Annotated in this window: 25 protein-coding genes; 6 read left to right on the top strand and 19 right to left on the bottom strand. The window is 67.8% G+C overall.

Annotated features, from left to right (window positions below; all coding sequences use genetic code 11):
* Positions 1 to 26: 26 nt before the first annotated feature.
* Positions 27 to 1,529, bottom strand: coding sequence for an IMP dehydrogenase (gene guaB / locus FB464_RS01480; RefSeq protein ID WP_116415436.1), 1,503 nt, complete (start codon positions 1,527 to 1,529; stop codon positions 27 to 29).
* Positions 1,530 to 1,773: 244 nt separating this feature from the next.
* Here guaB and FB464_RS01475 point away from each other — a divergent pair, with 244 nt between their 5' ends.
* The 4 genes from FB464_RS01475 to FB464_RS01460 are packed head-to-tail and all read left to right on the top strand — an operon-like array spanning position 1,774 to position 5,872.
* Complete coding sequence (locus FB464_RS01475) at positions 1,774 to 3,108, top strand: branched-chain amino acid ABC transporter permease (RefSeq protein WP_116416665.1); 1,335 nt, start codon at positions 1,774 to 1,776, stop codon at positions 3,106 to 3,108.
* Between the two features lie 13 nt (positions 3,109 to 3,121).
* Complete coding sequence (locus FB464_RS01470) at positions 3,122 to 4,111, top strand: branched-chain amino acid ABC transporter permease (protein WP_116415437.1); 990 nt, start codon at positions 3,122 to 3,124, stop codon at positions 4,109 to 4,111.
* Entirely contained in the window at positions 4,101 to 5,099 is a 999-nt protein-coding gene (locus FB464_RS01465) for an ABC transporter ATP-binding protein (protein ID WP_116415438.1), read from the top strand. Before FB464_RS01470 ends, FB464_RS01465 begins: the two co-directional genes overlap by 11 nt.
* Positions 5,100 to 5,101: 2 nt before the next feature.
* Entirely contained in the window at positions 5,102 to 5,872 is a 771-nt protein-coding gene (locus FB464_RS01460; protein ID WP_116415439.1) for an ABC transporter ATP-binding protein, read from the top strand.
* A 167-nt stretch (positions 5,873 to 6,039) separates the two neighbouring features.
* On the opposite strand, the gene FB464_RS01455 is transcribed toward FB464_RS01460, so the two are convergent.
* The 3 genes from FB464_RS01455 to groES all read right to left on the bottom strand — a co-directional run bounded on the left by FB464_RS01455 (position 6,040) and on the right by groES (position 8,711).
* Positions 6,040 to 7,371 (bottom strand): ABC transporter substrate-binding protein, encoded by a 1,332-nt coding sequence (locus tag FB464_RS01455; protein ID WP_116415440.1) that lies wholly within the window; start codon positions 7,369 to 7,371, stop codon positions 6,040 to 6,042.
* Positions 7,372 to 7,455: 84 nt separating this feature from the next.
* Positions 7,456 to 8,415 carry an EamA family transporter RarD gene (gene rarD / locus FB464_RS01450; protein WP_116415441.1) on the bottom strand — a complete coding sequence of 320 codons (960 nt, stop codon included), beginning with the start codon at positions 8,413 to 8,415 and terminating at the stop codon, positions 7,456 to 7,458.
* A complete protein-coding gene (gene groES / locus FB464_RS01445) occupies positions 8,415 to 8,711 on the bottom strand; it encodes a co-chaperone GroES (RefSeq protein WP_116283854.1) in 297 nt (98 codons plus the stop codon). Before groES ends, rarD begins: the two co-directional genes overlap by 1 nt.
* Positions 8,712 to 8,852: 141 nt before the next feature.
* On the opposite strand from groES, the gene FB464_RS01440 reads away from it, so the two are divergent.
* Positions 8,853 to 10,043 carry a class I SAM-dependent methyltransferase gene (locus FB464_RS01440; protein ID WP_116415442.1) on the top strand — a complete coding sequence of 397 codons (1,191 nt, stop codon included), beginning with the start codon at positions 8,853 to 8,855 and terminating at the stop codon, positions 10,041 to 10,043.
* 61 nt (positions 10,044 to 10,104) lie between these two features.
* Here the strand turns inward: FB464_RS01440 and FB464_RS01435 are convergent, their stop codons facing one another.
* The 9 genes from FB464_RS01435 to glmS form a co-directional block, all read right to left on the bottom strand.
* A complete protein-coding gene (locus FB464_RS01435; protein WP_170151818.1) occupies positions 10,105 to 10,728 on the bottom strand; it encodes a YybS family protein in 624 nt (207 codons plus the stop codon).
* Between the two features lie 117 nt (positions 10,729 to 10,845).
* On the bottom strand, positions 10,846 to 11,124 hold the full coding sequence (locus tag FB464_RS01425; protein ID WP_170151943.1) for a DUF4190 domain-containing protein: 279 nt from the start codon (positions 11,122 to 11,124) through the stop codon (positions 10,846 to 10,848).
* A gap of 65 nt (positions 11,125 to 11,189) precedes the next feature.
* Positions 11,190 to 12,254, bottom strand: coding sequence for a tRNA (adenosine(37)-N6)-threonylcarbamoyltransferase complex transferase subunit TsaD (gene tsaD, locus FB464_RS01420; RefSeq protein WP_116415446.1), 1,065 nt, complete (start codon positions 12,252 to 12,254; stop codon positions 11,190 to 11,192).
* Positions 12,251 to 12,739: a ribosomal protein S18-alanine N-acetyltransferase gene (gene rimI / locus FB464_RS01415; RefSeq protein WP_342780631.1), complete on the bottom strand. Its 489-nt coding sequence runs from the start codon at positions 12,737 to 12,739 to the stop codon at positions 12,251 to 12,253. The genes tsaD and rimI overlap by 4 nt, the downstream gene beginning before the upstream one ends.
* Positions 12,736 to 13,413: a tRNA (adenosine(37)-N6)-threonylcarbamoyltransferase complex dimerization subunit type 1 TsaB gene (tsaB, locus tag FB464_RS01410; protein WP_246092872.1), complete on the bottom strand. Its 678-nt coding sequence runs from the start codon at positions 13,411 to 13,413 to the stop codon at positions 12,736 to 12,738. The genes rimI and tsaB overlap by 4 nt, the downstream gene beginning before the upstream one ends.
* A complete protein-coding gene (gene alr, locus FB464_RS01405) occupies positions 13,410 to 15,149 on the bottom strand; it encodes an alanine racemase (protein ID WP_116415447.1) in 1,740 nt (579 codons plus the stop codon). The genes tsaB and alr (FB464_RS01405) overlap by 4 nt, the downstream gene beginning before the upstream one ends.
* Complete coding sequence (gene alr / locus FB464_RS01400; protein WP_116415448.1) at positions 15,146 to 16,381, bottom strand: alanine racemase; 1,236 nt, start codon at positions 16,379 to 16,381, stop codon at positions 15,146 to 15,148. The genes alr (FB464_RS01405) and alr (FB464_RS01400) overlap by 4 nt, the downstream gene beginning before the upstream one ends.
* The gene (locus FB464_RS01395; RefSeq protein ID WP_116415449.1) at positions 16,378 to 16,737 is read right to left on the bottom strand and encodes a holo-ACP synthase; all 360 of its coding nucleotides are present in this window, start codon (positions 16,735 to 16,737) and stop codon (positions 16,378 to 16,380) included. The genes alr (FB464_RS01400) and FB464_RS01395 overlap by 4 nt, the downstream gene beginning before the upstream one ends.
* A gap of 16 nt (positions 16,738 to 16,753) precedes the next feature.
* The gene (gene glmS / locus FB464_RS01390; protein ID WP_116415450.1) at positions 16,754 to 18,601 is read right to left on the bottom strand and encodes a glutamine--fructose-6-phosphate transaminase (isomerizing); all 1,848 of its coding nucleotides are present in this window, start codon (positions 18,599 to 18,601) and stop codon (positions 16,754 to 16,756) included.
* A 50-nt stretch (positions 18,602 to 18,651) separates the two neighbouring features.
* On the opposite strand from glmS, the gene coaA reads away from it, so the two are divergent.
* Positions 18,652 to 19,605: a type I pantothenate kinase gene (gene coaA, locus FB464_RS01385; protein ID WP_116415451.1), complete on the top strand. Its 954-nt coding sequence runs from the start codon at positions 18,652 to 18,654 to the stop codon at positions 19,603 to 19,605.
* A 13-nt stretch (positions 19,606 to 19,618) separates the two neighbouring features.
* Here coaA and glmM read toward each other — a convergent pair whose 3' ends face one another.
* From glmM to rplQ, 6 genes are all read right to left on the bottom strand, one after another.
* Positions 19,619 to 20,965 (bottom strand): phosphoglucosamine mutase, encoded by a 1,347-nt coding sequence (glmM, locus tag FB464_RS01380; RefSeq protein ID WP_116415452.1) that lies wholly within the window; start codon positions 20,963 to 20,965, stop codon positions 19,619 to 19,621.
* A 26-nt stretch (positions 20,966 to 20,991) separates the two neighbouring features.
* Complete coding sequence (rpsI, locus tag FB464_RS01375; RefSeq protein WP_116415453.1) at positions 20,992 to 21,477, bottom strand: 30S ribosomal protein S9; 486 nt, start codon at positions 21,475 to 21,477, stop codon at positions 20,992 to 20,994.
* Positions 21,478 to 21,521: 44 nt separating this feature from the next.
* Positions 21,522 to 21,968: a 50S ribosomal protein L13 gene (gene rplM / locus FB464_RS01370; RefSeq protein WP_116415454.1), complete on the bottom strand. Its 447-nt coding sequence runs from the start codon at positions 21,966 to 21,968 to the stop codon at positions 21,522 to 21,524.
* Positions 21,969 to 22,132: 164 nt separating this feature from the next.
* Complete coding sequence (truA, locus tag FB464_RS01365) at positions 22,133 to 23,017, bottom strand: tRNA pseudouridine(38-40) synthase TruA (protein ID WP_425472392.1); 885 nt, start codon at positions 23,015 to 23,017, stop codon at positions 22,133 to 22,135.
* 14 nt (positions 23,018 to 23,031) lie between these two features.
* Positions 23,032 to 23,592: an Lrp/AsnC family transcriptional regulator gene (locus tag FB464_RS01360; protein WP_116415456.1), complete on the bottom strand. Its 561-nt coding sequence runs from the start codon at positions 23,590 to 23,592 to the stop codon at positions 23,032 to 23,034.
* 128 nt (positions 23,593 to 23,720) lie between these two features.
* Positions 23,721 to 24,308 (bottom strand): 50S ribosomal protein L17, encoded by a 588-nt coding sequence (gene rplQ / locus FB464_RS01355; protein WP_116415457.1) that lies wholly within the window; start codon positions 24,306 to 24,308, stop codon positions 23,721 to 23,723.
* Between the last annotated feature and the right edge of the window lie 41 nt (positions 24,309 to 24,349).

Raw genomic sequence — 24,349 nt, 5'->3', positions numbered from 1 at the left:
CTACCGGTCAGCTCGGTAGACCCTCATCAGCGCCGATAGTTGGGGGCCTCGACCACCATCTGGATGTCGTGCGGGTGCGATTCCTTGAGGCCTGCGGCCGTGATGCGCACGAACTTGCCGCGGGCCTTCAGCTCCTCGACCGACCGCGCACCCACGTAGAACATCGACTGGCGGAGCCCGCCGAGCAGCTGGTACGCCACGTTCGACAGCGCGCCGCGGTACGGCACCTGGCCCTCGATGCCCTCGGGGATCAGCTTGTCGTCGCTCGGCACATCCGCCTGGAAGTAGCGGTCCTTCGAGTACGAGGTCTTCTCGCCACGCGTCTGCAGAGCCCCGAGCGAACCCATGCCGCGGTAGCTCTTGAACTGCTTGCCGTTGACGAACACCAGGTCGCCGGGGCTCTCGTCGCAACCGGCCAGCAGCGAGCCGAGCATCACGGTGTCGGCGCCGGCCACGAGGGCCTTGGCGATGTCGCCCGAGTACTGCAGGCCCCCATCCGCGATCACCGGAACACCGGTCTCCCGCGCTGCGAGCGATGCTTCGTAGACGGCAGTCACCTGGGGCACGCCGACTCCTGCGACCACGCGGGTGGTGCAGATGGATCCGGGGCCCACTCCCACCTTGATCGCGTCGACGCCCGCATCGATGAGCGCCTGCGCACCCGAGCGGGTGGCGACGTTGCCGCCGATGATGTCGACCCCGGATGCAGCGGGGTCGCTCTTCAGCCGCTTGACGATCTCGAGCACACCGGCGCTGTCGCCGTTGGCGGTGTCGACCACCAGAACGTCGACCCCGGCATCCACCAGCGTCATCGCGCGCTCCCAGGCGTCCCCGAAGAAGCCGATCGCCGCACCGACGCGGAGCCGACCGGATTCGTCCTTCGTGGCGTTCGGGTACTTCTCACTCTTGTCGAAGTCCTTGACCGTGATGAGACCGCGCAGGCGACCCGCGGCATCCACCAGCGGAAGCTTCTCGATCTTGTGCTGCGCGAAGATCGCGATCGCGCCGTCGGGATCGATGCCCACCGGTGCCGTGATGAGGGGTGCCTTCGTCATCACGTCGCGCACCAGGGTGGTGCTCTTCTCCCAGGCCGCGACGAAACGCATGTCGCGATTGGTGATGATGCCGACGAGGATGCCCGCAGCATCCACCACCGGAAGTCCGGAGACCCGGAACTGGCCGCAGATCAGGTCGGCCTCGGCCACGGTCGCGTCGGGTGAGGTCGTGACGGGGTTCGTGATCATGCCCGACTCACTGCGCTTGACCTGGTCGACGTTCGACGCCTGGTCTTCGATCGAGAGGTTGCGGTGGATGACGCCGAAGCCGCCCTGGCGCGCCATCGCGATCGCCATGCGGGACTCGGTGACGGTGTCCATCGCCGACGAGAGGAGGGGGGCAGCGAGGGAGATGCGCTTCGTGAGGCGGGACGTGGTGTCGGCCTCGCTCGGGATCACGTCGGTGTGACCGGGCAGCAGCATCACGTCGTCGTAGGTCAGGCCGATGAATCCGAACGGGTCGTTCTGTTCCATTACTGTTCTTCTCCCACGTTTTTGTACATCTCTTCTCTTGTCCTGATTCTAACGAGCCGAAGAGCGCGCCTATTCCGCACGCACCCGAAACACGCATGACACAAAGCGTGTATAACGTAAGCTCACTTGCAACTCGCTCGCAGCGTCCAAAGATGCGCGCTCGTCCTGGAGGAATTGAAACTTGACGACACTGACCGTGCCGAAAAGGCCCGAGGGCCGCGTGAGGGTCTGGCGACTCGCTGCGATGATCATGATGGCGATCACCGCTGTGCTGCTGCTCGTGGGCCTCGGCGCCACTCCCGCTCTCGCCGCTACGACCCCGACTCCCACTCCGGCCGCGGCCTGTGCCGCGAACGCGACCACCGGCTGCCTGCAGGGAACCATCAAACTGCCGAGCGGAGATCCTGCCGTCGGCATCAAGCTGGAGATCAAGGGCGGCGACCTCGACACCGTCGCCACCACCGGTTCGGACGGCAAGTGGAGCCAGGCGATCACTGTCGCCGGGCCCTACACGATCAACCTCGACACGTCGTCGATCCCGGATGGCGCGGTGCTCGACTCGGCCGCCAAGAACCCGGCCACCGTCAACGGCGCACTGAACAAGAACGTCGGCTTCGTCTTCAAGATCGTCGGGGGCACCACGGCCGACGACGGAACGACCACGCAGACGCCCACCACGGATGCCGGCACGGGGGTCTCGTTCGAGCGCTTCCTGCAGCAGCTCGTCTCGGGCATCCGGCTCGGCCTGCTGCTGGCCCTCGCGGCCGTCGGACTCTCGCTCATCTTCGGTACCACCGGGCTCTCCAACTTCGCGCACGGTGAGCAGGTCACCCTCGGCGGTCTGCTCGCCTATCTCTTCGCGAACGTGCTCGGGCTGAACCTGATCCTCGCCGCGGTCATCTCGGTCGTCATCTGTGCGGCGACGGGGTACTTCCAGGACGCGGCGATCTGGAAACCGCTGCGGAGGCGGGGGCTCGGCACGACCCAGTTGATGATCGTGACCATCGGGCTCTCGATCGCACTGCAGTACGCGTTCCAGTACTTCCTGGGGGCATCCACCGTCCGAATCGACATGGCCAACCCCGTGACGGTCCAGCTCGGCCCTGTCGCCCTTTCCCAGCAGTCGCTCGTCTCGATGGGCATCGCCATCGTCGTGATCGCACTGGTCGGCTTCGTGCTGGTCAAGACCCGCATCGGCCGGGCAACACGCGCCGTCTCCGACAACCCTTCGCTCGCGGCGGCATCGGGCATCGACGTCGACCGCATCATCCGTCTCGTCTGGACGAGCGCTACGGCCCTCGCCGGCCTCTCCGGTGTGCTGCTCGGCCTGGTGCTGAACGGCGTCAACTGGCAGACCGGTCTGCAGCTGCTGCTGCTCATGTTCGCCGCGATCACCCTCGGTGGCCTCGGCACAGCATTCGGCGCTCTCGCCGGCGCCATGATCATCGGTCTCGTCGTGGAGCTCACGAACCTCGTTCTGCCGGGCGACTTCAAGTACGCCACGGCACTCGTCATCCTGATCCTCGTGCTGCTGGTCAGACCACAGGGAATCTTCGGGCGCCGAGAGCGCATCGGTTAGAAGGGCTGCACTCATGGATCAATTCCTCACCACTCTGGTCGCCATCCTCAACTCGGCGATCTCGCCCCAGACCGCGGCACTCGCGATCGCAGCCATCGGCCTGAACATCCACTTCGGCTACACGGGACTGCTGAACTTCGGCCAGGCCGGGTTCATGCTGATCGGGGCATACGCCTTCGCGATCTCGATCATCGGTGGCCTGCCGATCATCCTCGCCTTCCTCATCGCCCTCGTCGCTGCCGTGATCTTCGCGCTGATCCTCGGCATCCCCACCCTGAAGCTCCGCGGGGACTACCTGGCGATCGTCACGCTGAGCGCAGCGGAGATCGTGCGGATGGTCGGGCGGTCCTCCCTTCTCACGAACATCACCGGCGGCTCGAACGGAATCACCGGCAACGAATACCGGGGCCCCTTCACCGATCTGTCGTTCTTCGGTGACGGCCGCGTCGACTTCGGCCCGTGGAACTACGACGCGACCGGCTCGAACGGCTGGTGGTTCATCGCCACGGCCTGGTTCGTCGTCGCACTGCTGTGCCTCTTCGTCTGGGCGATCATGCGGAGCCCCTGGGGCCGCGTGCTCCGCGGCATCCGCGAAGACGAGGACGCCGTGCGCGCGCTCGGCAAGAACGTCTACAGCTACAAGATGCAGGCCCTCATCCTCGGCGGGGTCATCGGCGCCATCGCCGGAATCGTCTACATCCTGCCGGCGTCGCTCCAGGCTGACAGCATGGGCCGATCGATGACGTACTTCATCTTCACCGCCCTGCTGCTCGGCGGCGCAGCGACCGTGTTCGGCCCGGTGCTCGGCGCAATCGTGTTCTTCGCGCTGCGCCTGCTGGTGCAGGGGCTGGCGGGACAGTTCGTGCCCGGCACCATCATGAACGGCCAGCAGACGGAACAGTTCGCCTGGATCGTCATCGGCATCACGCTGATGCTCGTCGTGATCTTCAGACCGCAAGGTATTCTCGGCAACAAGAAGGAGCTGAGCTTCGATGTCAAGTGACGTCCCCACCACCACATCCACCATCACGGCGGCGGGCGCGGCAGCGAAGGCGAGTGTCGTCGACGTGCCCCACGAGCCCGGGGTGGCAAAGCCCGACGCGATCCTGACGGTCGATCACGTCACGCGCCGCTTCGGCGGCATGACCGCAGTGGACGTTCAGCACCTCGAGGTCCAGCGCGGCATCATCACCGCCCTGATTGGTCCGAACGGTGCAGGCAAGACCACGTTCTTCAACCTGATCACCGGATTCGACAAGCCCAGTTCCGCACCGAAGCTCATCGGTGGCCCCAAAGCCGGCGAAGCGGCGAAGTCGTCGTTCAACGGCAACGAGGTCGGCAACATCGGCGCGACCAAGGTGGCCAAGCAGGGCATGGTGCGCACCTTCCAGCTCACCAAGGCACTCTCGAAGCTCACCGTGCTCGAGAACATGCGCCTGGGGGCGAAGGATCAGCCGGGCGAGAACCTCTTCGTCTCGATGATCAAACCCCTCTGGGCCAAGCGCGAAGCTGAGATCACGGTCAAGGCTGAAGAACTCCTCGCACGCTTCAAGCTGCTCGAGAAGAAGGACGACATGGCCGGCAGCCTGTCGGGCGGCCAGAAGAAGCTGCTCGAGATGGCCCGCGCCCTGATGAGCGACCCCGTCATGATCATGCTCGACGAGCCGATGGCCGGGGTCAACCCCGCACTCACCCAGTCGCTGCTCGGCCACATCCAGGCCCTCAGGGACGATGGGATGACCGTGCTCTTCGTCGAGCACGACATGCACATGGTGCGACACATCTCCGACTGGGTCATCGTCATGGCCGAGGGCCGCGTCGTCGCAGAAGGACCTGCAGCCACCGTGATGGACGACCCCGCGGTCATCGACGCCTACCTCGGCGCGCACCACAACACAGACCTCGGCGACGACTCGCTCCTGACCGACGAGGTGGCCGAAGAACTGGCGGCCGAAGTCACTGCCGAAGAGAACGCGGAGGGCAAAGCCTGATCATGGCCGAAACGACCGAAACCCGAGTGCCGGTGATGCAGGCGACGAACCTCGTCGCCGGCTACCTGCCCGGGATCAATATCCTGAACGGCTGCAACCTCGACGTGTACCCCGGCGAGCTGATCGGCATCATCGGCCCGAACGGTGCCGGCAAGTCCACGCTGCTGAAGGCCCTCTTCGGGCTCGTCAACGTGCGCTCCGGCTCCGTCACGCTCAAGGGCGAGGACATCACCGGGCTGAAGGCCAACAAGCTCGTACAGGCCGGTGTCGGCTTCGTCCCGCAGACCAACAACGTCTTCCCCTCGCTCACCATCGAGGAGAACCTGCAGATGGGCCTGTTCCTTCGCCCGAAGATGCTCAAGGAGCGCCTCGAGGCGATCTTCGACCTCTTCCCGGTGCTCGCCGACCGTCGCCAGCAGCGCGCCGGTTCGCTCTCCGGCGGTGAGCGCCAGTCCGTCGCCATGGCCCGCGCCCTGATGATGGACCCGTCGGTGCTCCTGCTCGACGAGCCCTCCGCGGGCCTCTCCCCCGTGCGCCAGGACGAGACGTTCATCCGCACCCGCCGCATCAACAAGACGGGCGTGTCGATCATCATGGTCGAGCAGAACGCACGCCGCTGCCTGCAGATCTGCGACCGCGGCTACGTGCTCGACCAGGGCCGCAACGCCTACACCGGCACCGGCCGCGAGCTGGCCGACGACCCCAAGGTCATCGAGCTCTACCTCGGCACCCTCGCCAAAGACGTCGAAGGTGAGCACAGCGAGGCGCTCTGAACGAGCGTCTCGCTCCCAGTGCGGCACGCATCAGGTAGCGATGAGGGACTAAGAAGGCCCCGCCCCGGTCATCCGGTGGCGGGGCTTCTGCGTCGCCCCTGGGGGCACGAAGAAGCCCCCCGACCGGCGAACCGGGCGGGGGGCTTCTGGGGGAAGGTCAGAACTACTTAGTAGGAGGTCTGTCCCTCGATGGCCGACTGGAACGTGTAGGTGTTGTCAGCGTTGTACTTGTAGATGCCGATGAACGCGCTGGAGGGCTCGTTCTTCTCGTTGAACGGGCCGATGCCCGACTGTCCGGTGTACTGGATGTCGGTTCCGGCGGAGACCAGCGGCGCGCACTCCTTGTACGAGGCGCACTTGGTGCCACCGTTCGCACCGGAGACCGCTGCCAGTTCCTTGTTCAGGTCGGCGGAGACGTTCGACTTGGCCTTCAGCGCTGCGAGAGCGGTGAGGGTGGTCGCGTCGTAGGCCTCAGGAGCGTAGGAGAAGTCCTTGAGGTCTGCATTCTCTGCACCCTTGTACCAGCTGACCAGCGACGCCTTGAACTCGTCGTTGGCGTTGGCGCCCGGGATCGTGCCCTGGGCACCCTCGAGGGTTCCGGCCTGGAAGTCCTTGCTGTAGTCGGCGGTGTTTCCGTCTGACAGATAGGTCTTCGGCATCGTCCAGCCCTGGGCGACGAGCTCGGGGATGATCGACTTGGTCTCGTCGAAGGCGAGGATGACGATCGCGTCGGGCTTGGCGGCGAGAGCCGCGGTCACCTCAGCCGAGAACGTGGTCTGGCCGGGAGGGAACTCCTGGCCGGCACCCTTGGCACCATAGACGACGGATCCACCGGAGGCCTCGATGGAGGCCTGGGTGAAGTCGCGGAGACCGGTTCCGTAGGAGTCGTTGAAGACGAGGAAGGCGATCTTCGAGTTGCCGTCACCCGTGATGAGCGAACCGAGAGCCGAGCCCTGTACCGAGTCCGGCGGAGCGGTGCGGTAGTAGAACGGACCGTAGCCGCTGAGCTTCGCCGACGTGTTCGCCGGGGAGATCTCGGTGATGTTCGCCGAGGCGAACGAGTCGACGACGTTCAGCGAGACGCTCGAGGAGGCGGCGCCGATGGCGACCGAGACCTTCGCGGCGATCAGCTTCTGGGCACTGGCGGTCGAGACGCTGAGGTCGGTCGAGTCACCCGAGTCGGCGGCGAGCACGCACGCCTGCTTGCCGTCGACTCCGCCAGCAGCGTTGATGTCGGAGACGGCCAGGCCGACGCCCGCCTGCTCCGGCGGGTTGAGGTACGCGAGGCTGCCCGTGACGGGGAGGATCGTACCGACGACGAGGTTGTCGGCGGTTGTCGCGTCGCTCGCGCAGTCCGCCGACGTCGCCGAAGCGGTCGAGGAAGCGGAGGAGGTCGAAGTAGTAGTGCTGCCACCGGAGGCACAGCCGGAGAGCATGACGGCGATGATGCCAGCTCCAGCCAGAATGGACGTCCGGAGGGCATACTTGGATTTGATCATCCTGTGAACCCTTTCATAGTGCTCGCGAGTCTGGAGCCCCCACAGCGACGGCCCCTCGCGTTCATTAGGTACAACCTAGGGTCGTTATGTTTCGAGGATGTTTTCTGAACGTGCCGTCGGCATATCGTTAGCAATTCGTAACCGGGATGCCCGGGCCGCCCACACGAGGTCGACGGTCAGCACGAGCAGCGCGATCCAGACGATCGCGAACCCGATGAGCCGCTCGGGCGGCATGGGTTCGCCGAGGATGAAGACCCCGGTCAGCAGCTGCATGATCGGCGTCAGGTACTGCACGAAGCCCATCTGCACGAGCGGCAGCCGCTTCGCCGCCGACGCGAAGAGCAGCAGAGGCACCGCCGTGACCGCCCCGGCGGCGACCAGCCCGACCGTGTGCCAGCCGCTGCCCTGCCCGAACGTGACGCCTGTGGTCGCTCCGACGAAGACGAGTTGGATGACCATCAGAGGTGCGAGCCACATCGACTCGAGCGTGAGACCGTTCACCGCGTCGATGCGGGGGCCGACCTGTTTCTTGACCAGGCCGTAGAGGCCGAACGAGAACGCGATGATGAGCGAGATCCAGGGCACCGCGCCGTAGCCGACGGTGAGCACGACGACCGCCACGCCGCTGATGCCGAGCGACACCCATTGCAGGGGCCGGAGCCGCTCGCGCAGGAAGAACACGCCGAGCAGGATCGTGACGATCGGGTTGATGAAGTAGCCGAGGGAGGATTCGACGATCTGGCCGCTGGTCGCCGCGATGACGAAGGTCTGCCAGTTGATGTAGATGAGCACACCGGCCGCGCCCATGATGAGCACCAGCCGGGGCTGGCGGAACACCGCCGCGAACTGGCGCCAGCGCCTCAGCGCAACGATGATCAGCAGGCAGAACACCAGCGAGAAGAGCACCCGCCACGCGACGATCTCGAAGGGGCCGGTGGGCGCCAGCAGCACGAAGTAGACCGGCAGCAGGCCCCAGAGCAGGTAGGCCCCCAGGGCATAGAAAAGCCCGGACCTCGTCGGCCCGGGCTTCTCTGAAGAACTCACTATCGAACGATAACAGCCAGAACGTCGCGAGCTGAGAGCACCAGGTACTCTTCACCGTTGTACTTGACCTCGGTTCCGCCGTACTTGGAGTACAGGACCTTGTCGCCGACGCTCACGTCGAGGGGCACGCGGTTGCCGTTGTCGTCGATGCGGCCGGGGCCGACAGCCTCGACGACACCCTCCTGGGGCTTCTCTTTGGCCGTGTCAGGAATGACGAGACCCGACGCCGTGGTCGTTTCTGCTTCGACCTGCTTGATGACGATGCGATCCTCGAGCGGCTTGATGGAGACCGACACAGTTGACCTCTTCTTTCTTCGTTCAAAAGTCATGTTTTTGGCACACTCACACTGAGAGTGCTAACTCCACTTTAGGGGTGCTGCTGGCACTCGGTCAACCTGAGTGCCAGCCTCAGTACGCCCCGCCTCTAAACTTGCCCCATGCAGAGAACCGAGCTCGAACAGCTGATGACGACCGAGGGGCTGAATCTGCTCGACTCCCTTCCGCCCTACACGAACGGGGCGAACATCGTGCGCTCGGTGGCCGACCTGCGGAAGCGCGGCTACCCTGCAGCGCTGGTCGGTGCGGTCATGACCCAGGCCCGCCTGAGGGCCCGCGCAACGGCCAAGTTCGGCGATTTCGCCGACCGGATGCTCTTCACCGAGGCCGGGCTCGAACAGGCCACCCGCCTGAACGTCGCCGCCCTGCACGCCGGCCGTTTCCGCACCGCAGGCGTCACCCGCGTCGCCGACCTCGGTTGCGGCATCGGCGCCGACGCCCTCGCCTTCGCCGGGCTCGGGCTCACCGTCACAGCGGTCGAACGCGACGAGGTCACGGCCGCCATCGCCTCCTACAACCTCGCCCCCTTCGACACAGCGACCGTCGAGCACGGCGACGCCGAGTCATTCGACGTCTCCCGCGTCGACGGTCTCTACTTCGACCCCGCGAGGCGCACCGCCGGGCACACCAACACGTCGCGCCTCAACGACCCAGCCGACTACAGTCCGTCGCTCGACCATGTCTTCCGCCTTGCCGAACGGATGCCCGTGGGAGTCAAGCTCGGCCCGGGCCTCGACCGCGACCTGCTGCCCGCGGACGCCGAGGCGCAGTGGGTCTCCGTCGACGGGCACGTGGTGGAGACGGGGCTGTGGTTCGGCGCGCTGGCCCGGGAGGGCATCCGGCGTTCCGCGCTGGTGATCGCGAACGGGCGCACCGACGAGCTGCACGCCGCAGTCGACTCAGACGACGTGGACGCGGGCGCGCTCGGGGACTACCTCTACGAGCCCGACGGCAGCGTCATCCGGGCCCGGCTGATCGGCGACCTCGCGCGAACCATGGGCGCGCGGATGGTCACGGAGCAGATCGCCTATCTGACCGCCGACAGCCTGGTCGAGACTCCGTTCGCCTCGGCGTTCCGGGTGCGGGAGGTGTTTCCTTTCAACGTCTCATCGCTGAAGAAGGAGCTGAAGTCCCGCGGCATCGGTCGCCTCGAGATCAAGAAGCGCGGGGTCGACATCGACCCGGCGACGCTCCGGCCGAAGCTCGCCCTGCAGGGCACGGAGGAGGCCACGCTGTTCGTCACGCGGGTCGGCGGGCGACACAGCGCGATCCTCGCCGATCGCGTGGGGTAGCGGGCCCCACGGAACGCGGAAGGGCGCCCGGCCGAAGCCGGGCGCCCTTCTCGGAGACGACTCAGTACGAGTAGGATCCGGTGCCGTCGTTGATCGCCGCAGCCACGGTGACAGCCAGAACGATGACCAGCACGATCGACAGCAGCACTCCGATGAAACCGACGATGAGTGCGGTCAGCCAGAACCCCTTCGCAGCGGGCTCCTTGCGACGGCCGATGAAGCCGAGCACAACGCCTGCGACGGAGAAGATGAATCCGCCGATGCCGAAGCTGATGGCGGAGATCAGCACACCGACGATCGCGGCGATGAAGCCGATCAGGCTGAGAATCGCGACCTTCGCCGGGGCGGGTGCTCCGGCGCCGTAGGCGGCGGGTGCGCCGTACGCCGGAGCGCCGGGAGCGCCGGGCGCCCCGTAGCTCGGAGCCGCCGGCGGCGCGGGCGCCACGGGAGCGTACGCGGGCGGAACCGGGGGAACGTCCTTCGCGAGCGGCACACTGGCGGGCTCCGACGGGGCGGAGTAGGTGGGTGCGGCGGGCGGCGCGACAGGCGGAGCCGTCGGCGGCGCGGGCGGCGCGGTCGGCGGCTCGTTCGGAGTCGGGGCCGGAGGCGGCGTGTCGGAGCCCTGGACGGGCGGCACGGCCGGGTGGGAGGTGCCCTCGCCCGTGGGGTTCTGGGGATCGGTCATGGTGACGGTTCCTTCCGGTTGGTCGTTCGTCAGTCGTTCAGAACATCTCCGAGCCTAGCGAGAACGGCCCTGTCCCCGGCGCCCCTCGCCGCTGATGGCGAAGTATTGCGGCAGCCGCTAGTAGTTGCCCGACGCGGCAGAGGCGCCGACGATGACCACCACAACGATGATGTAGATGATCAGCAGCGCCAGTTCGACGAAACCGATGATGATGGCAGCGATGGCGAGACCGCGGCCGGCCTCACCGGTCTTCTTCACCTGGTTGAGCCCGATGAAACCGAGCACGATCCCGATGACCGTGAAGCCGACGATCGAGACGACAAGCGCCACGATCGAGATGACGTTCGTCTTACGAGCGGGTGCTCCGGGTGCGGAATATGAGGCGGGTGTAGTCATGGCGGAACTCCTTCGTCGAGGTTTCATCGTGGCAGCAACGCTGAGCGGCTGTCAACGGCCGCCTCTCAGACCACCTGGATGTCGGTCACCGGCAGGGTCGAATCCGCCCCGAAGTCGAGCCCCGAGGGCGCGTGCCCGCGGAGGATCAACTGCGCACCGAGTGCCGCGATCATCGCGCCGTTGTCGGTGCAGAGTGTGAGCGGCGGGATCCGCAGCGCCACACCGGCCGCCGCGCACCGCTCGGCCGCGAGCTCCCGCACCCTCGCGTTCGCCACCACGCCGCCGCCGAGCAGCAGGCGCGGCACCCCCAGGTCGGCGCACGCCGCAAGCGCCTTGGTCAGCAGCACATCGGCGACGGCCTCGCGGAAGCTCGCCGCGACATCCGCCACCGGCACCTCCTCACCGCGATCGACGCGCGCCTCGACCCAGCGCGCGACCGCGGTCTTCAGCCCCGAGAACGAGAAGTCGTAGCGATGCTTCTCCCGGTCCTTCGGCAGGGTGAGACCGCGCGGGAACCGGATCGCCTTCGGGTTCCCCCCGACAGCGACCCTGTCGATGTGCGGCCCGCCGGGGTAGGGCAGACCCAGCACCCGCGCCACCTTGTCGAAGGCCTCGCCTGCCGCGTCGTCGATGGTCTCGCCGAGAAGTTCGACGTCGGAGACCAGATCGCGCACGAGCAGCAGCGAGGTGTGACCGCCCGACACCAGCAGCGCGATCGTCGGGTACTCCAGCGGTTCGGAATCCGGGGTGATGAGGTCCACCCCGACATGCCCGACGAGGTGGTTCACGGCGTAGAGCGGCTTGCCGGTCGACAGCGCGAGCGCCTTCGCCGCCGCCACACCGACCATCAGCGCGCCCGAGAGCCCCGGCCCGCAGGTGACGGCGATCGCATCGAGGTCGTCGAGGCTCAACTGCGCTTCGGCGAGCGCGGCGTGGATGGTCGGGGTGAGCGCCTCGAGATGAGCCCGTGCGGCGATCTCCGGTACCACTCCCCCGTACCGGGCGTGCTCGTCCATCGACGAGGCGATCGCGTTGGCCAGCAGGGTCGTGCCTCGCACGATCCCGATCCCGGTCTCGTCGCAGGAGGTCTCGATGCCGAGCACGAGCGGCTCGCGGTTGTCGGATGTCACGCGGCACCTCCGGCCGGCAGGTCGAGCCGCATGACCACCGCGTCGACGTCGTCGGGCTGGTAGTACCCGCGTCGCACTCCGATGGGCGCGAACCCGAGATCGTCGTACAGGGTCTGCGCACCCGGATTGTCGGCGCGCACCTCCAGGAACAGGCGCCGCGCGCCCCGGGAGACCGCCTCGGCGATCAGAGCCTCCATCATCAGCCGGCCGAGACCCTGCCGCCGGGCATCCGGTGCCACAGCGATGGTCTGGATGTCGGCGTCCGACGCACCGCGTGCACTCATCAGCCCCGCGTAGCCGCTGAGTTCCGCGGCATCGTCGTCGCCGGGCCGGAACGCGACGAGGTAGTGGCAGTAGCCCTGGCTGAGGTCGCCGAGCATCATCGCGCGCGACCACGCGTCGTTCTCGAAGGTGACCGTCTCGAGCCGCATGATCGCGTCGACGTCGTCGGGGGTGGCGACCCGCAGCACGAAGCCGCCGTTCACTGCGTCACCCGTTTCGCTCCCGCGGAGACCGTCACGTCGGGCGAGCGGAGGTAGAGTGCGACATCCGGAGCGAGAGGGCCGCCCGTCTCCAGCAGGGCGAGTGCGACCAGACCGAGCTGCCCGGCGGACACGTGGGCGCCGTCGGTGATGCGGGCGTGCGGGTGCGGGAGGGCATCCGGTTTCGCGAGCCCCGGCCCGGCGAGCCGCGGGGGCAGCACGGTCGAACCCTCAGCCGCCTGCTGTTCGCGCCCGCCGAGATCGTAGAGCGACCAGTACACCTCACGCCGCCTCGCATCCGTCACGACGAGCAGTTCGCCGGTCGCCCCGCCCTGCGCTTCGGCGAGCGCGATTGCGTCGTGGCTGACGATCGGCAGCAGCGGCACGCCCGCACCGAGCGCGAACACCCGGGCGGCGGCGATCCCGACCCGCAGTCCCGTGAACGGTCCGGGCCCCATCCCTGCGACCACTCCGGTGAGTTCGGAGACGCCGACGCCTGCCTCGGCGAGCGCACCCTCGATCAGCCGGCCGATCACCTCGGCGTGCTTCATCGTGTCGAATCCGTCGGCCTGACCGAGCACCTGCGGGTTCTGGATGCCCGCCCCACCCCGCACGACGGCCACACTGGTGCCCGCCGACGTGTCGATCGCCAGCAGCAGCTCGGATCCGCCGCTCACTCGCGTGCCCCGTCGGCCGCGCCACGGTGGTGGAGGGTGACGATTCGCGGTTCGACAGGTTCGTCGCCGCCGGCGTCTGCCGAGCCGGCTGCTGCGGCTCCCCGCGGCCGGTCGATCACCAGTTCGAGGTAGCCGTCGACGATGCTCCCGACCATGCCCGATCCCCACTCCACGACCACGATCGAATGCTCGAAGTCGATGTCGAGGTCGTCGAGCTCTGCCGCGCTGCCGAGCCGGTAGGCGTCGACATGCACCAGCGGCACGCCCGTCGACAGGTTCGGGTGGGTCCGCGCAAGCACGAAGGTCGGGCTCGTGACAGAGCCGCGCACCCCGAGGCCCTCGCCGAGCCCGCGCGTGAACGTGGTCTTGCCCGCGCCGAGCTCACCGGTCAGCACCAGCACATCGCCCGCGGAGAGCCGCCCCGCGAACTCCGTCCCGAGCGCGTGCATCTGGTCGGGCCCGGGGATCACCCACGACTCGTCGCCCGCGCCGGCCACGGCAACCTCGTCCGTCACGTATTCGCGCACCACGCGCGGGCCGATCCGGGCCACGATCTCGTCGCCGATCGTCTTCGCCCAGCCCGCCCACTCTTCTGCCGTGGGTACGGCCGGGTCATCCGCTGCGGGCAAGCCACCGGGTGGCGCTTCACCGAACACGACGACCTCGTCGCCCAGCGAGACGTCGGCGTCGCCGACATCCACCACGATCTGGTCCATGGCGACCCGACCCGCGACGGGGTACCGCGCACCGGCGATCCACACCTCGCCCCGGCCGTTGGATGCCCGCGGGATCCCGTCCGCGTACCCGAGCGGCACCAGCGCCAGCGTCGTCTCGCGCTCGGTGCGGTAGTCGAACCCGTACGACACCCCGTGCCCGGCCGGCACCCGCTTCACCGAGACGACAGGAGCGACGAGCGTCATCACCGGGCGAAGCCCGAGCTCGACCGCCGTCTCATCGTCGAACGGCGAGACCCCGTAGGCGGCGATGCCGAACCGTACGATGTCGAACCGCGCTTCGGGCATCCGGATGCCCGCCGAACTCGCCGCGAGATGGAGCTTCTGAAGCGGCGCCCCGAGCCCCTGCGCCACCTCCACCGCCGCACGGAACTGCCCGAGCGCGTCGCGGTCGTCATCCGGCGAGGCGTCGGCGAGGTGCGACCAGGCCGCGTAGAGCTCAAGCGATCCCGCGTCGTGCAACTCGATCGCGCGTCGTACCAGCCCCGGCCAGTCCTCGACCGTCGCGCCGTTGCGGTGCAGCCCCGTGTCGATCTTGAGGTGCACGCGCGTCGGGGCGGGAAGCGCGCCCACACCGGCCGCCGCATCCGCACCGTTCGCCGCGCCCACAGTCGCCAGAGCCGCCGCACCCGCAGCCACAACCAGCCGCGCCCGCGCCTCCGCGATCCGTTCCAACTGCCACTCCGCCGACACCCCGAGGTCGATTCCGCCGGCCACTGCCCCGTCGAAGTCGGCCTCCGGCGCGTGCATCCAGGCGAAGATCGGCACCGTGAAGCCGGCCGCGCGGAGCGCCAGCGCGGCGGGAATGTCTAGCACCGCCAGCGAGGTCGCACCGGCCTCGAGCGCCGCGGCGGCAAGCTCGATCATCCCGTGCCCGTAGGCGTCGGCCTTCACGGCGAGCATCGTCTCCGCCGGTCGCGCGAGTGCCACAAGCGTCCGCACGTTGTGCCGGAACGCGTCGAGGTTGATGCGTGCCACACGTTCGGGAGCCGCTCCGCTCATGACTCGTACCTCCGCTCGAACCGTGGGCCGATGCGGGTCACGATCTCGTAGTTGATGGTCTCGGCCGATTCCGCCCAGTCGTCCGCAGAGGGGTAGCCCTCGGCGGGATCCCCGAACAGCACGACCCGGTCCCCGACCTCGACGGGGGCGTCGTGCACGTCGGCGACGAACTGGTCCATCGCGATGCGGCCCGACACCCGGTGACGCTCGCCCCGGATCCACACCGGTGCCCGGTTCGACCCGAGCCGCGGGATCCCGTCGGCATAGCCGAGCCCCACCAGCGCCAACGTCGACTCCCCTGCCGTGCGGTAGGTGTACCCGTACGACACCGCACTGTCGGCCGGCACCCGTTTCACCGAGATCACGCGTCCCTCGACGCGGAGCGCCGGACGCAGCCCGAGTTCGGCCGACGTCACACCGTCGAACGGCGACAGACCATACATCCCGATGCCGAGCCGCACCATCGACAGCCGGGCCTCGGGCAACCTCAGCGTCGCCGCCGTGGAGGCGAGGTGGATGACCGTGGGCTCGATCCCCGCAGCACGAGCTTCGGCGACCGCAGCCGTGAGCTGCCGGAGCTGCGCACGATCCTCCTCCTCGTTCGTGTTCGAGAGGTGGCTGAACAGGCCCGTGACAGTGAGCACTCCCGCCTGCTGCAGCTCCGCCGCGCGAGAGAACAGGGCTATCCACTCGCTTCGCGCTGCGCCGTTCCGGCCGAGCCCCGTGTCGAGCTTCAGCTGCACTCTCGCGACGGGCTCGCCGTCGGCACCACCGTCGGCACCACCGTCGCCAGCAGCGCCGCCATCTCCGTCGCCATCACCGGCAGCCGGCACATCCACCGCTGCACCGGCCCCGCGCACCGTCTCGACGGCGCGCGCGACAGCATCCAGCTGCGCCACTGAGCTCACCCCGACATCGATTCGGCGAATCACAGCCTCATCGAACCGGGCATCCTGCCCGTGCAGCCACGCCAGGACGGGAACGTCGAGTCCGGCATCCCGGAGCGCCACCGCCTCGTCGAGATCGGCGACGCCGAGCCAGGTCGCGCCGGCCTCGATCGCCGCGCGAGCCACCTCGACCGCGCCGTGGCCGTAGCCGTTCGCCTTGACGACGGCCATCACGGCCGTGTCCGGCCCGACCAGAGCATCGACAGCGCGCACGTTGTGCCGGATCGCACCGAGGTCGACGGCGGCCAGCCTGAACGGCTGCCGCACCTCTTCCGGCTCCGTCATCGCGCACTTCCTTCGCCGACCACGAACGCGCACGCAGAGTCGCCGTCGTGGCTCATCGACAGGTGCAGCGTCTCGATGCCGTGAGCTGCCACCGACTCCGCCGCGAACCCGGCAAGCCGGAACGAGGGCCGGCCGAGCTCGTCGGAGACGATCTCGACGTCGTGCCAGCGGAACCCGGCCGGGTCGCCGACCGCCTTCACCAGCGCCTCCTTGGCCGCGAACCGGGCGGCGAGCGAGCGCAGCGACAGGGTGCGTTCGCTCTCAGCGAACAGGCGCGTGACGAGGGCCGGCGTGCGCGTCAGTTGGCGCTTGAACCGCGGCACATCGACGATGTCGACGCCGACACCGATGATCACGAGTCCCGGCCCCCGGCTACTCGACCGTGACCGATTTGGCGAGGTTGCGCGGCTGATCCACGTCGAGGCCCTTGGCGGTCGCCAACTCCATCGCGAAGATCTGCAGCGGAACGACGGCCAACAGCGGCTCGAACAGCGCACCCGCCAGCGGGATCGGAATGACCTCGTCGGCGAACGGCAGCACTGCAGCATCACCCTGCTCGGCGATTGCGAGGATCCGCGCACCGCGGGCCCGGATCTCCTGGATGTTCGAGACCACCTTGGCGTGCAGCGAGTTCGGGTCGCGCGGGCTCGGCACGACCACGAAGACGGGCTGGCCCGGCTCGATCAGAGCGATCGGTCCGTGCTTCAGCTCGCCGGCCGCGAACCCCTCGGCGTGGATGTACGCCAGCTCCTTGAGCTTCAGGGCGCCCTCGAGCGCCACCGGGTACCCCACGTGCCGCCCGAGGAACAGTACGGCGCGGGAGTCCGACATCCACTTCGCCAGCTCCTGGATGCGCTCCTTCGTGAGAAGCACCTGCTCGAGCTTCCCGGGGATGCTCGACAGCTCGCCGAGCGCCTCCTTCGTCGCCTCGGCCGACAGCGTGCCGCGCACCTCGGCGAGATGCAGACCGAAGAGGTAGAGCGCCGCGATCTGGGCGACGAACGCCTTCGTCGACGCGACAGCGACCTCGGGGCCGGCGTGGGTGTAGATCACCGCATCCGACTCGCGGGCGATCGTCGCACCCTGCGTGTTGCAGATCGAGAGGGTCTTCGCCCCGGCCTCGATCGCGTACTTCACGGCCATCAGCGTGTCCATCGTCTCCCCCGACTGGCTGATCGACACGACGAGCGTCGTCGGCGAGAGCACCGGTTCGCTGTAGCGGAACTCGTGCGAGAGCTGCACCTCGATCGGGATGCGCGCCCATTTCTCGATGGCGTACTTGCCGAGCATCCCCGCATAGCTCGCGGTGCCGCAGGCGATGATCACGATGCGATCGATGCCGGCCAGCGAATCCTCGAGACCGGCGAGGTCGGGCAGAACGACGTGGTCGTCGTGGATGCGTGTACGGAGCGTGTTCGCCACAGCCTCGGGCTGCTCGCTGATCTCCTTCGCCATGAAGCTCGACCAGCCGCCCTTCTCGGCGGCGGAAGCATCCCACGAGACCTGGAACTCGGTCGGCTGCACCTCGGTGCCGAAGAAGTCGGTCACGGTGACCGTGTCGGGGGTGATCGTCACGATCTGGTCCTGGCCGATGGCCACCGCGCGCTGGGTGTGCTCGACGAAGGCCGCGACATCCGAACCCAGGAAGTTCTCGCCCTCGCCCAGGCCGATCACGAGCGGGGAGTTGCGGCGCGCACCCACGACGACGAGCGGCTCGTCCTTGTGGAGGGCCAGCAGCGTGAAGGCACCCTCGAGGCGCACCACGACGCGACCGAGCGCTGCCGCGAGCCCGCCGCCGGACTCGTACTCGCGGCCCAGCAGCTTCGCGGCGACCTCGGTGTCGGTCTCGCTCTCGAAGGCGTAGCCGTCGGCGAGCAGTTCGGCCTTCAGCTCTGCGAAGTTCTCGATGATGCCGTTGTGGATGAGCGCGAGCTTGCCGTCCCGGCTGAGATGCGGGTGCGCGTTGACGTCGGTCGGACCGCCGTGGGTCGCCCAGCGGGTGTGGCCGATGCCCGTCGACCCGTCGGTGAGTGCTTCTGCGGCCAGGTCATCGATCAGTACAGCGAGCTTGCCTGCCCTCTTCCGCGTGACGAGATCGCCGTCTTCGGTGATGATCGCCACCCCGGCGGAGTCGTAGCCCCGGTACTCGAGTCGCCGCAGCCCCCCGAGGAGAACCTCCAGGCTTTTTGGTCGTCCGACGTAGCCCACGATTCCACACATGGATCCGATTTTACAGGGGCCGTCTGTGTGTTGAGGCACAATGGACACCTATGGTTGATTCCGCGTCGATTCCCACCGTGAACCACACGACCCCCTATGTCGAGATCGACCGGGCAGACTGGGCCGCTCTCGCCCCCGCGACCCCCCATCCCCTCCTCGAAACCGAGATCGTGCAGTTGCGCGGCCTCGGCGAGCCGCTCGACATGACGGAGGTCAGCGAGGTCTACCTGCCGCTCAGCCGGCTGCTGAACCTGTACGCCGCAGCCCGCCAGAACCTGCACCGGCAGACCGCCGACTTCCTCGGCGAGCGGGCCAGGCGCACCCCGTTCGTCATCGGCGTGGCCGGCTCGGTCGCCGTGGGAAAGTCGACCATTGCACGCCTGCTCCGCGAACTGCTCGCCCGCTGGGACGACACGCCCCGCGTCGAACTCGTCACCACCGACGGCTTCCTGCTGCCGAACCACGAGTTGAACCGCCGCGGCATCATGGACCGCAAGGGCTTCCCCGAGAGCTACGACCGGCGCGCGCTGCTCCGTTTCGTGAGCGCCGTGAAGAGCGGGGCAGAGGAGGTGCGCGCACCCTTCTACTCGCATCTCAGCTACGACATCGTGCCGAATGCGCAGATCGTGGTGCGTCAGCCCGACATCCTCATCGTCGAAGGACTGAACGTGCTGCAGCCGCCCTCCCCCGGCCACCGGCTCGCCGTCAGCGACCTGTTCGACTTCACGATCTATGTGGATGCCCGCACCACCGACATCGCGCACTGGTACGAGGAGCGCTTCCTGAAGCTCCAGCGCGGCGCGTTCGCGAACCCGAGCTCGTACTTCCACCGGTACTCGAGCCTCACCGAGGAGGAGGCGAGGCGCACCGCGCACTCGATCTGGGCATCCATCAACCAGCCGAACCTCGTGCAGAACGTGCTGCCGACGAAGTCGCGGGCGACCCTGGTGCTGCAGAAGGGCGCGAACCACGCGGTGAAGCGCGTGCTCGTGCGGAAGCTCTGACGCTAGCGCAGCGCTAGAGCGCCAAGCGCTCGCGCACGACGGCGGCCAGCTCACCGGCGACGCGGTCGGCGGTCGCCTGGTCGGCGGCCTCCACCATCACGCGAACGAGCGGCTCGGTTCCGGAGGGGCGCAGGAGCACACGCCCGGTCTCGCCGAGCTCCTCGCCCGCCGCCGCGACCGCGGCAGCCAGAACCTCGTCGGTCGTCGAGCGTTCGCGATCCACACCGGAGACGTTGATGAGCGTCTGCGGGTAGACCGTCATGACACTGGCCAATTCGGCGAGGGTCTTGCCGGTGCCCGCCATGTGGCTCGCGAGCTGCAGTCCGGTCAGGATGCCGTCGCCCGTGGTGGCGTAGTCGCCGAAGATGATGTGGCCGGACTGCTCACCGCCGAGGTTGTAGCCGTGGGCGTTGATCGCCTCGAGCACATAGCGGTCGCCGACCTTGGTCTCGAGCATCCGGATGCCCTGCTCGGCCATCGCGCGACGAAGCCCGAGATTCGACATCACCGTGGCGACGAGCGTGCGTTCGACGAGCGCGCCGCGGGAGTCGAGGGCCGTCGCGAGGATGGCCATGATCTGGTCGCCGTCGACGACGGCACCCGTCGCATCGACCGCGAGGCACCGGTCGGCGTCTCCGTCGTGGGCGATGCCGAGGTCTGCGCCGTGGGCGATGACTGCGGCGGCGAGGCCGTCGAGATGCGTGGATCCCACCCCGTCGTTGATGTTCTCGCCGTTCGGGTCGTTGCCCATCACCGTGACACGTGCGCCAGCGTCGGTGAAGACGTCGGGCGAGACGCCGGCAGCGGCACCGTGGGCGCAGTCGAGCACGACATGCAGGCCCTCGAGCCGGTGCGGGAGGGTACCGAGGAGGTGGACCACGTAGCGGTCCTCGGCGTCGGCGAAGCGCCTGATGCGGCCGACATCGCCGCCGAGTGGCACGAGGAACGGTTCACCGAGGGCGGCCTCGATGGCCTCCTCGATCTCGTCGTCGAGCTTCTTGCCACCACGGGCGAAGAACTTGATGCCGTTGTCGGGCGCGGGGTTGTGGGAAGCGGAGATCATGCAGCCGAAGTCGGCGTTGAGGTCAGCGACGAGATAGGCGGCTGCCGGTGTGGGAATCACACCGGCATCGAAGACGTCGACGCCGGAACTGGCGAAGCCGGCCGCGACCGCTGCGGCGATGAAATCACCGGAGGTACGCGGGTCTCGTGCGAGAACCGCGATCGGTCGACGGCCGGCTGCGCGTGCCGGTGCGCCGAGCACCACAGCGGCGGCCTGGGCCACGCGAAGAGCCAGATCTGCCGTGACATCTCTGTTCGCGAGCCCACGCACACCGTCGGTGCCGAAGAGGCGAGCCAAAACGAAGGACTAAACGCCGGGGGCGATTAGCGCTTGGAGAACTGGGGAGCCTTACGGGCCTTCTTGAGACCGGCCTTCTTGCGCTCCTTGACGCGCGCGTCGCGGCTCAGGAAGCCGGCCTTCTTCAGGGTCGCGCGGTTGTTCTCTTCGTCGATCTCGTTCAGGGCACGGGCGATGCCGAGGCGCAGGGCGCCGGCCTGGCCGGAGGGGCCACCACCCGAGATCTTCGCGATGACGTCGTAGCTGCCGATCAGGTCGAGCAGCTTGAACGGGTCGTTGATGAGCTGCTGGTGCAGCTTGTTCGGGAAGAAGTTCTCGAACTCACGGCCGTTGACGACGATGGTGCCGGAGCCCGGCGTGAGGCGCACGCGGGCGATGGCCTGCTTGCGACGGCCGACGGCCGCTCCTCCGACGCTCAGCACGGGGCGAGCAGCCTTCGGGGTCTCTTCGGTCGGGGTCTCGGTCGAGTAGCTCTCGGGAGCCACATCGATCTGGTCTGAAATTTTCGCCACTTTGGTTACGAATCCTTTGTCTGAAGTCTGATGACCGGCGGGCGCTACTGCGCGACCTGGTCGAAGGTGTAGGGAACGGGCTGCTGGGCGGAGTGCGGGTGCTCGCTGCCGGTGTAGACCTTCAGCTTCGTCAGCTGCGCGCGACCGAGCGAGTTCTTCGGCAGCATGCCGCGGATCGCCTTCTCGACGGCGCGGGTCGGGTTCGTCTCGAGGAGCTGGGTGTAGTTCATCGAGGAGAGGCCTCCCGGGTAACCGGAGTGGCGGTAGGCGATCTTCTGCGCGGCCTTCGAGCCGGTCAGGGCGACCTTCTCGGCGTTGATGATGATGACGAAGTCGCCACCGTCGAGGTGCGGGCTGAAGGTCGGCTTGTTCTTGCCACGGAGGATGATCGCCGCGTGGCTGGCCAGGCGGCCCAGCACGACGTCCGTCGCGTCGATGATGACCCAGTTGCGAACGAGTTCGCTCACTTTGGGGGAATAGGTACGAGTCACAGTGAAAGTGCTTTCTTGGTCGAAATGAGGTGTCCGTGAATCCCGCTCCGTGGCCGATTCCGCACGCTCGCACCGGAAGACCGGTTGCGCGAGAGGGAGAACGGGCCCGTGGAGGGCTCAACTTCGGGCGGCACAGAGAAACTGTTGCACACCAAGGGTCGACACTAGCCTATCTGGCGCTCCAATGCCAGTCGCTGCTCCTGCAGCGCCTCGCGGGAACGCCGGGTCCTCGTCTCCTCCGCGCGCCGGGCCAGCCCCGCGGCATCCGGATACCCCACGGCCATCAGCGTCAGACCGCGCGCGGGCATCACCTTGAAGGCACTGGTGCGTTCGAGCGCCTCGCGGAGCAGCACGACGTCGGCGAGGCCCAGGCGCCCCTCCCCCACGGCCACCGACGCTCCGACGACCGCCCGCACCATGCTGTGGCAGAACGCGTCGGCCTGCAGTGTGGCGGTGACGACGCCCTCGGCATCCCGTGTCCACCGGAAGTCCTGCAGAGTGCGGATGGTCGTGGCGAACGCCCGCGGCTTGCAGAACGACGCCCAGTCGTGCAGCCCCAGGAACTCGTCGGCCACCTCCTGCATCCGCTCGACGTCGAGCACCTTCGTCGTCCACGCTGTCGTGCGGCGGGTCAGCGGGCTCCGCACGGGCAGGCTGTCGGCGATCCGGTACTCATACCGGCGCCAGAGCGCCGAGAACCGCGCGTCGAACCCGGGAGCCGCGACGGAGGTCTGCCGCACGACGATGTCCGCGACCCTGCCGAGCACCCCGTTCACGCTGAGGGCGATCCGGCTGATCTCGATGTTGGCCGCCTGCGCCGGCGTCAGGTCGAGATGGGCGACCTGGCCGCGGGCATGCACCCCGGCATCCGTGCGGCCGGCGACCACCAGCGACGGCAGCACTCCGAGCCCGGAATACAGCCGGCTGAGGGCACCCTCGAGCTCACCCTGCACCGTGCGGAGGCCGGGCTGCTTCGCCCACCCCGCAAAGTCGGTGCCCTCATAGGCCAGGTCGAACCGCACCCGAACCGCGTCAGCCACGCCAGCCACGACCGCCCCACCTCTCAGATCGCGGGCACCGCCCCCACTTCGGCACCCTCCGGGTACGTCTCGAACACCCTCGACGCGAAATCGTCAGAATCGACAGTACCAAGACCCAGCAGGGTCTCTGTGCGCAGGATGCCCGGCAGGGCCGGCACGCGCTCGAGGATGAGCTCGCGGAGGTGCGGCTGGTCGCTCACGCGGAACCGGGCCGTGAGATCGTACCGGCCCGTCACGATGGTCAGCTGCTCGAGCTCAGGAAGCTCGCCGAGCGCGGCGATCGTGCACTGGCGGTCAGCGTCGGGCGCCAGCGTGATGTTCACCACGGCGACGACGCCGAGGCCGAGGCGCGACCAGTCGATCGCCACCGAGTACTGCTTCACCACTCCCGTGCGCTCGAACCGTGACAGGCGCTCAGCGACCGCCGGAGGCGACATGCCCACCTTTCGGCTGAGGGCCCGCTGGGACTGCCGGGAATCTCTCGACAGCTCCCTCAACAGGGCGACATCCTTGTGGTCGAGACCTACTTCGGGACCCTCGAGCCCCGCTGCGATCGTGGCCGAGAACAGACTGCGCTTCTTCATTCGTACTCCACACTTTTGCCCCCCCTATGATAAGAGAACTTGAGTATAACTTATCTTTTGCGGCCAAAAAGAACCCCGGCTGCCAGATGTCGGCAACCGGGGTTCTTCGGTGGTTCTGCGGTGCGGGACTACTTCGAGTCGCCGGCCTTCTCTGCAGCGTCTTCCTCGACCTCGGCTGCAGCCTCGGTGGGCTCCTCCGGGGCGACGGGCTCGCTGGTCTCGACCGCTTCGGTCTCCTCGGCGGGAACAGCGGTCTCGTCGGCAGCGGTCTCGTCGGCGACAGTCTCGTCGGCGACAGTCTCGTCGGCGACGGGAGCAGCAGCAGCAGAGCTGCGGGTCGAGCGCACCTTCGGGGTCACGGGCTCGAGCACGAGCTCGATCTGCACCATCGAGGCGTTGTCGCCCTTGCGGAAACCGAGCTTGGTGATGCGGGTGTAGCCACCATCGCGCTCAGCGACCAGAGGGGCGATCTCGGTGAACAGCTCGTGCACGACGCTCTTGTCGCCGATGGTCGCGAGAACACGACGACGGGCGTGCAGGTCGCCCTTCTTCGCGAACGTGATGAGACGCTCGGCTACCGGGCGGAGGCGCTTGGCCTTCGTCTCGGTGGTCTTGATGCTCTTGTGGGTGAACAGCTGGGCAGCCAGGTTCGCGAGCAGCAGGCGCTCGTGCGCCGGCCCGCCGCCGAGGCGGGGCCCTTTAGTGGGGGTAGGCATTTCGTTTTCTCCAGTGAGTAGGTCGTGAGATCAGTTCGGCC

Source organism: Subtercola boreus, from assembly GCF_006716115.1.
In the GTDB taxonomy this organism is placed as follows: Bacteria; Actinomycetota; Actinomycetes; order Actinomycetales; family Microbacteriaceae; genus Subtercola; species Subtercola boreus.
This window is presented reverse-complemented; position numbering and strand designations above follow the sequence as displayed.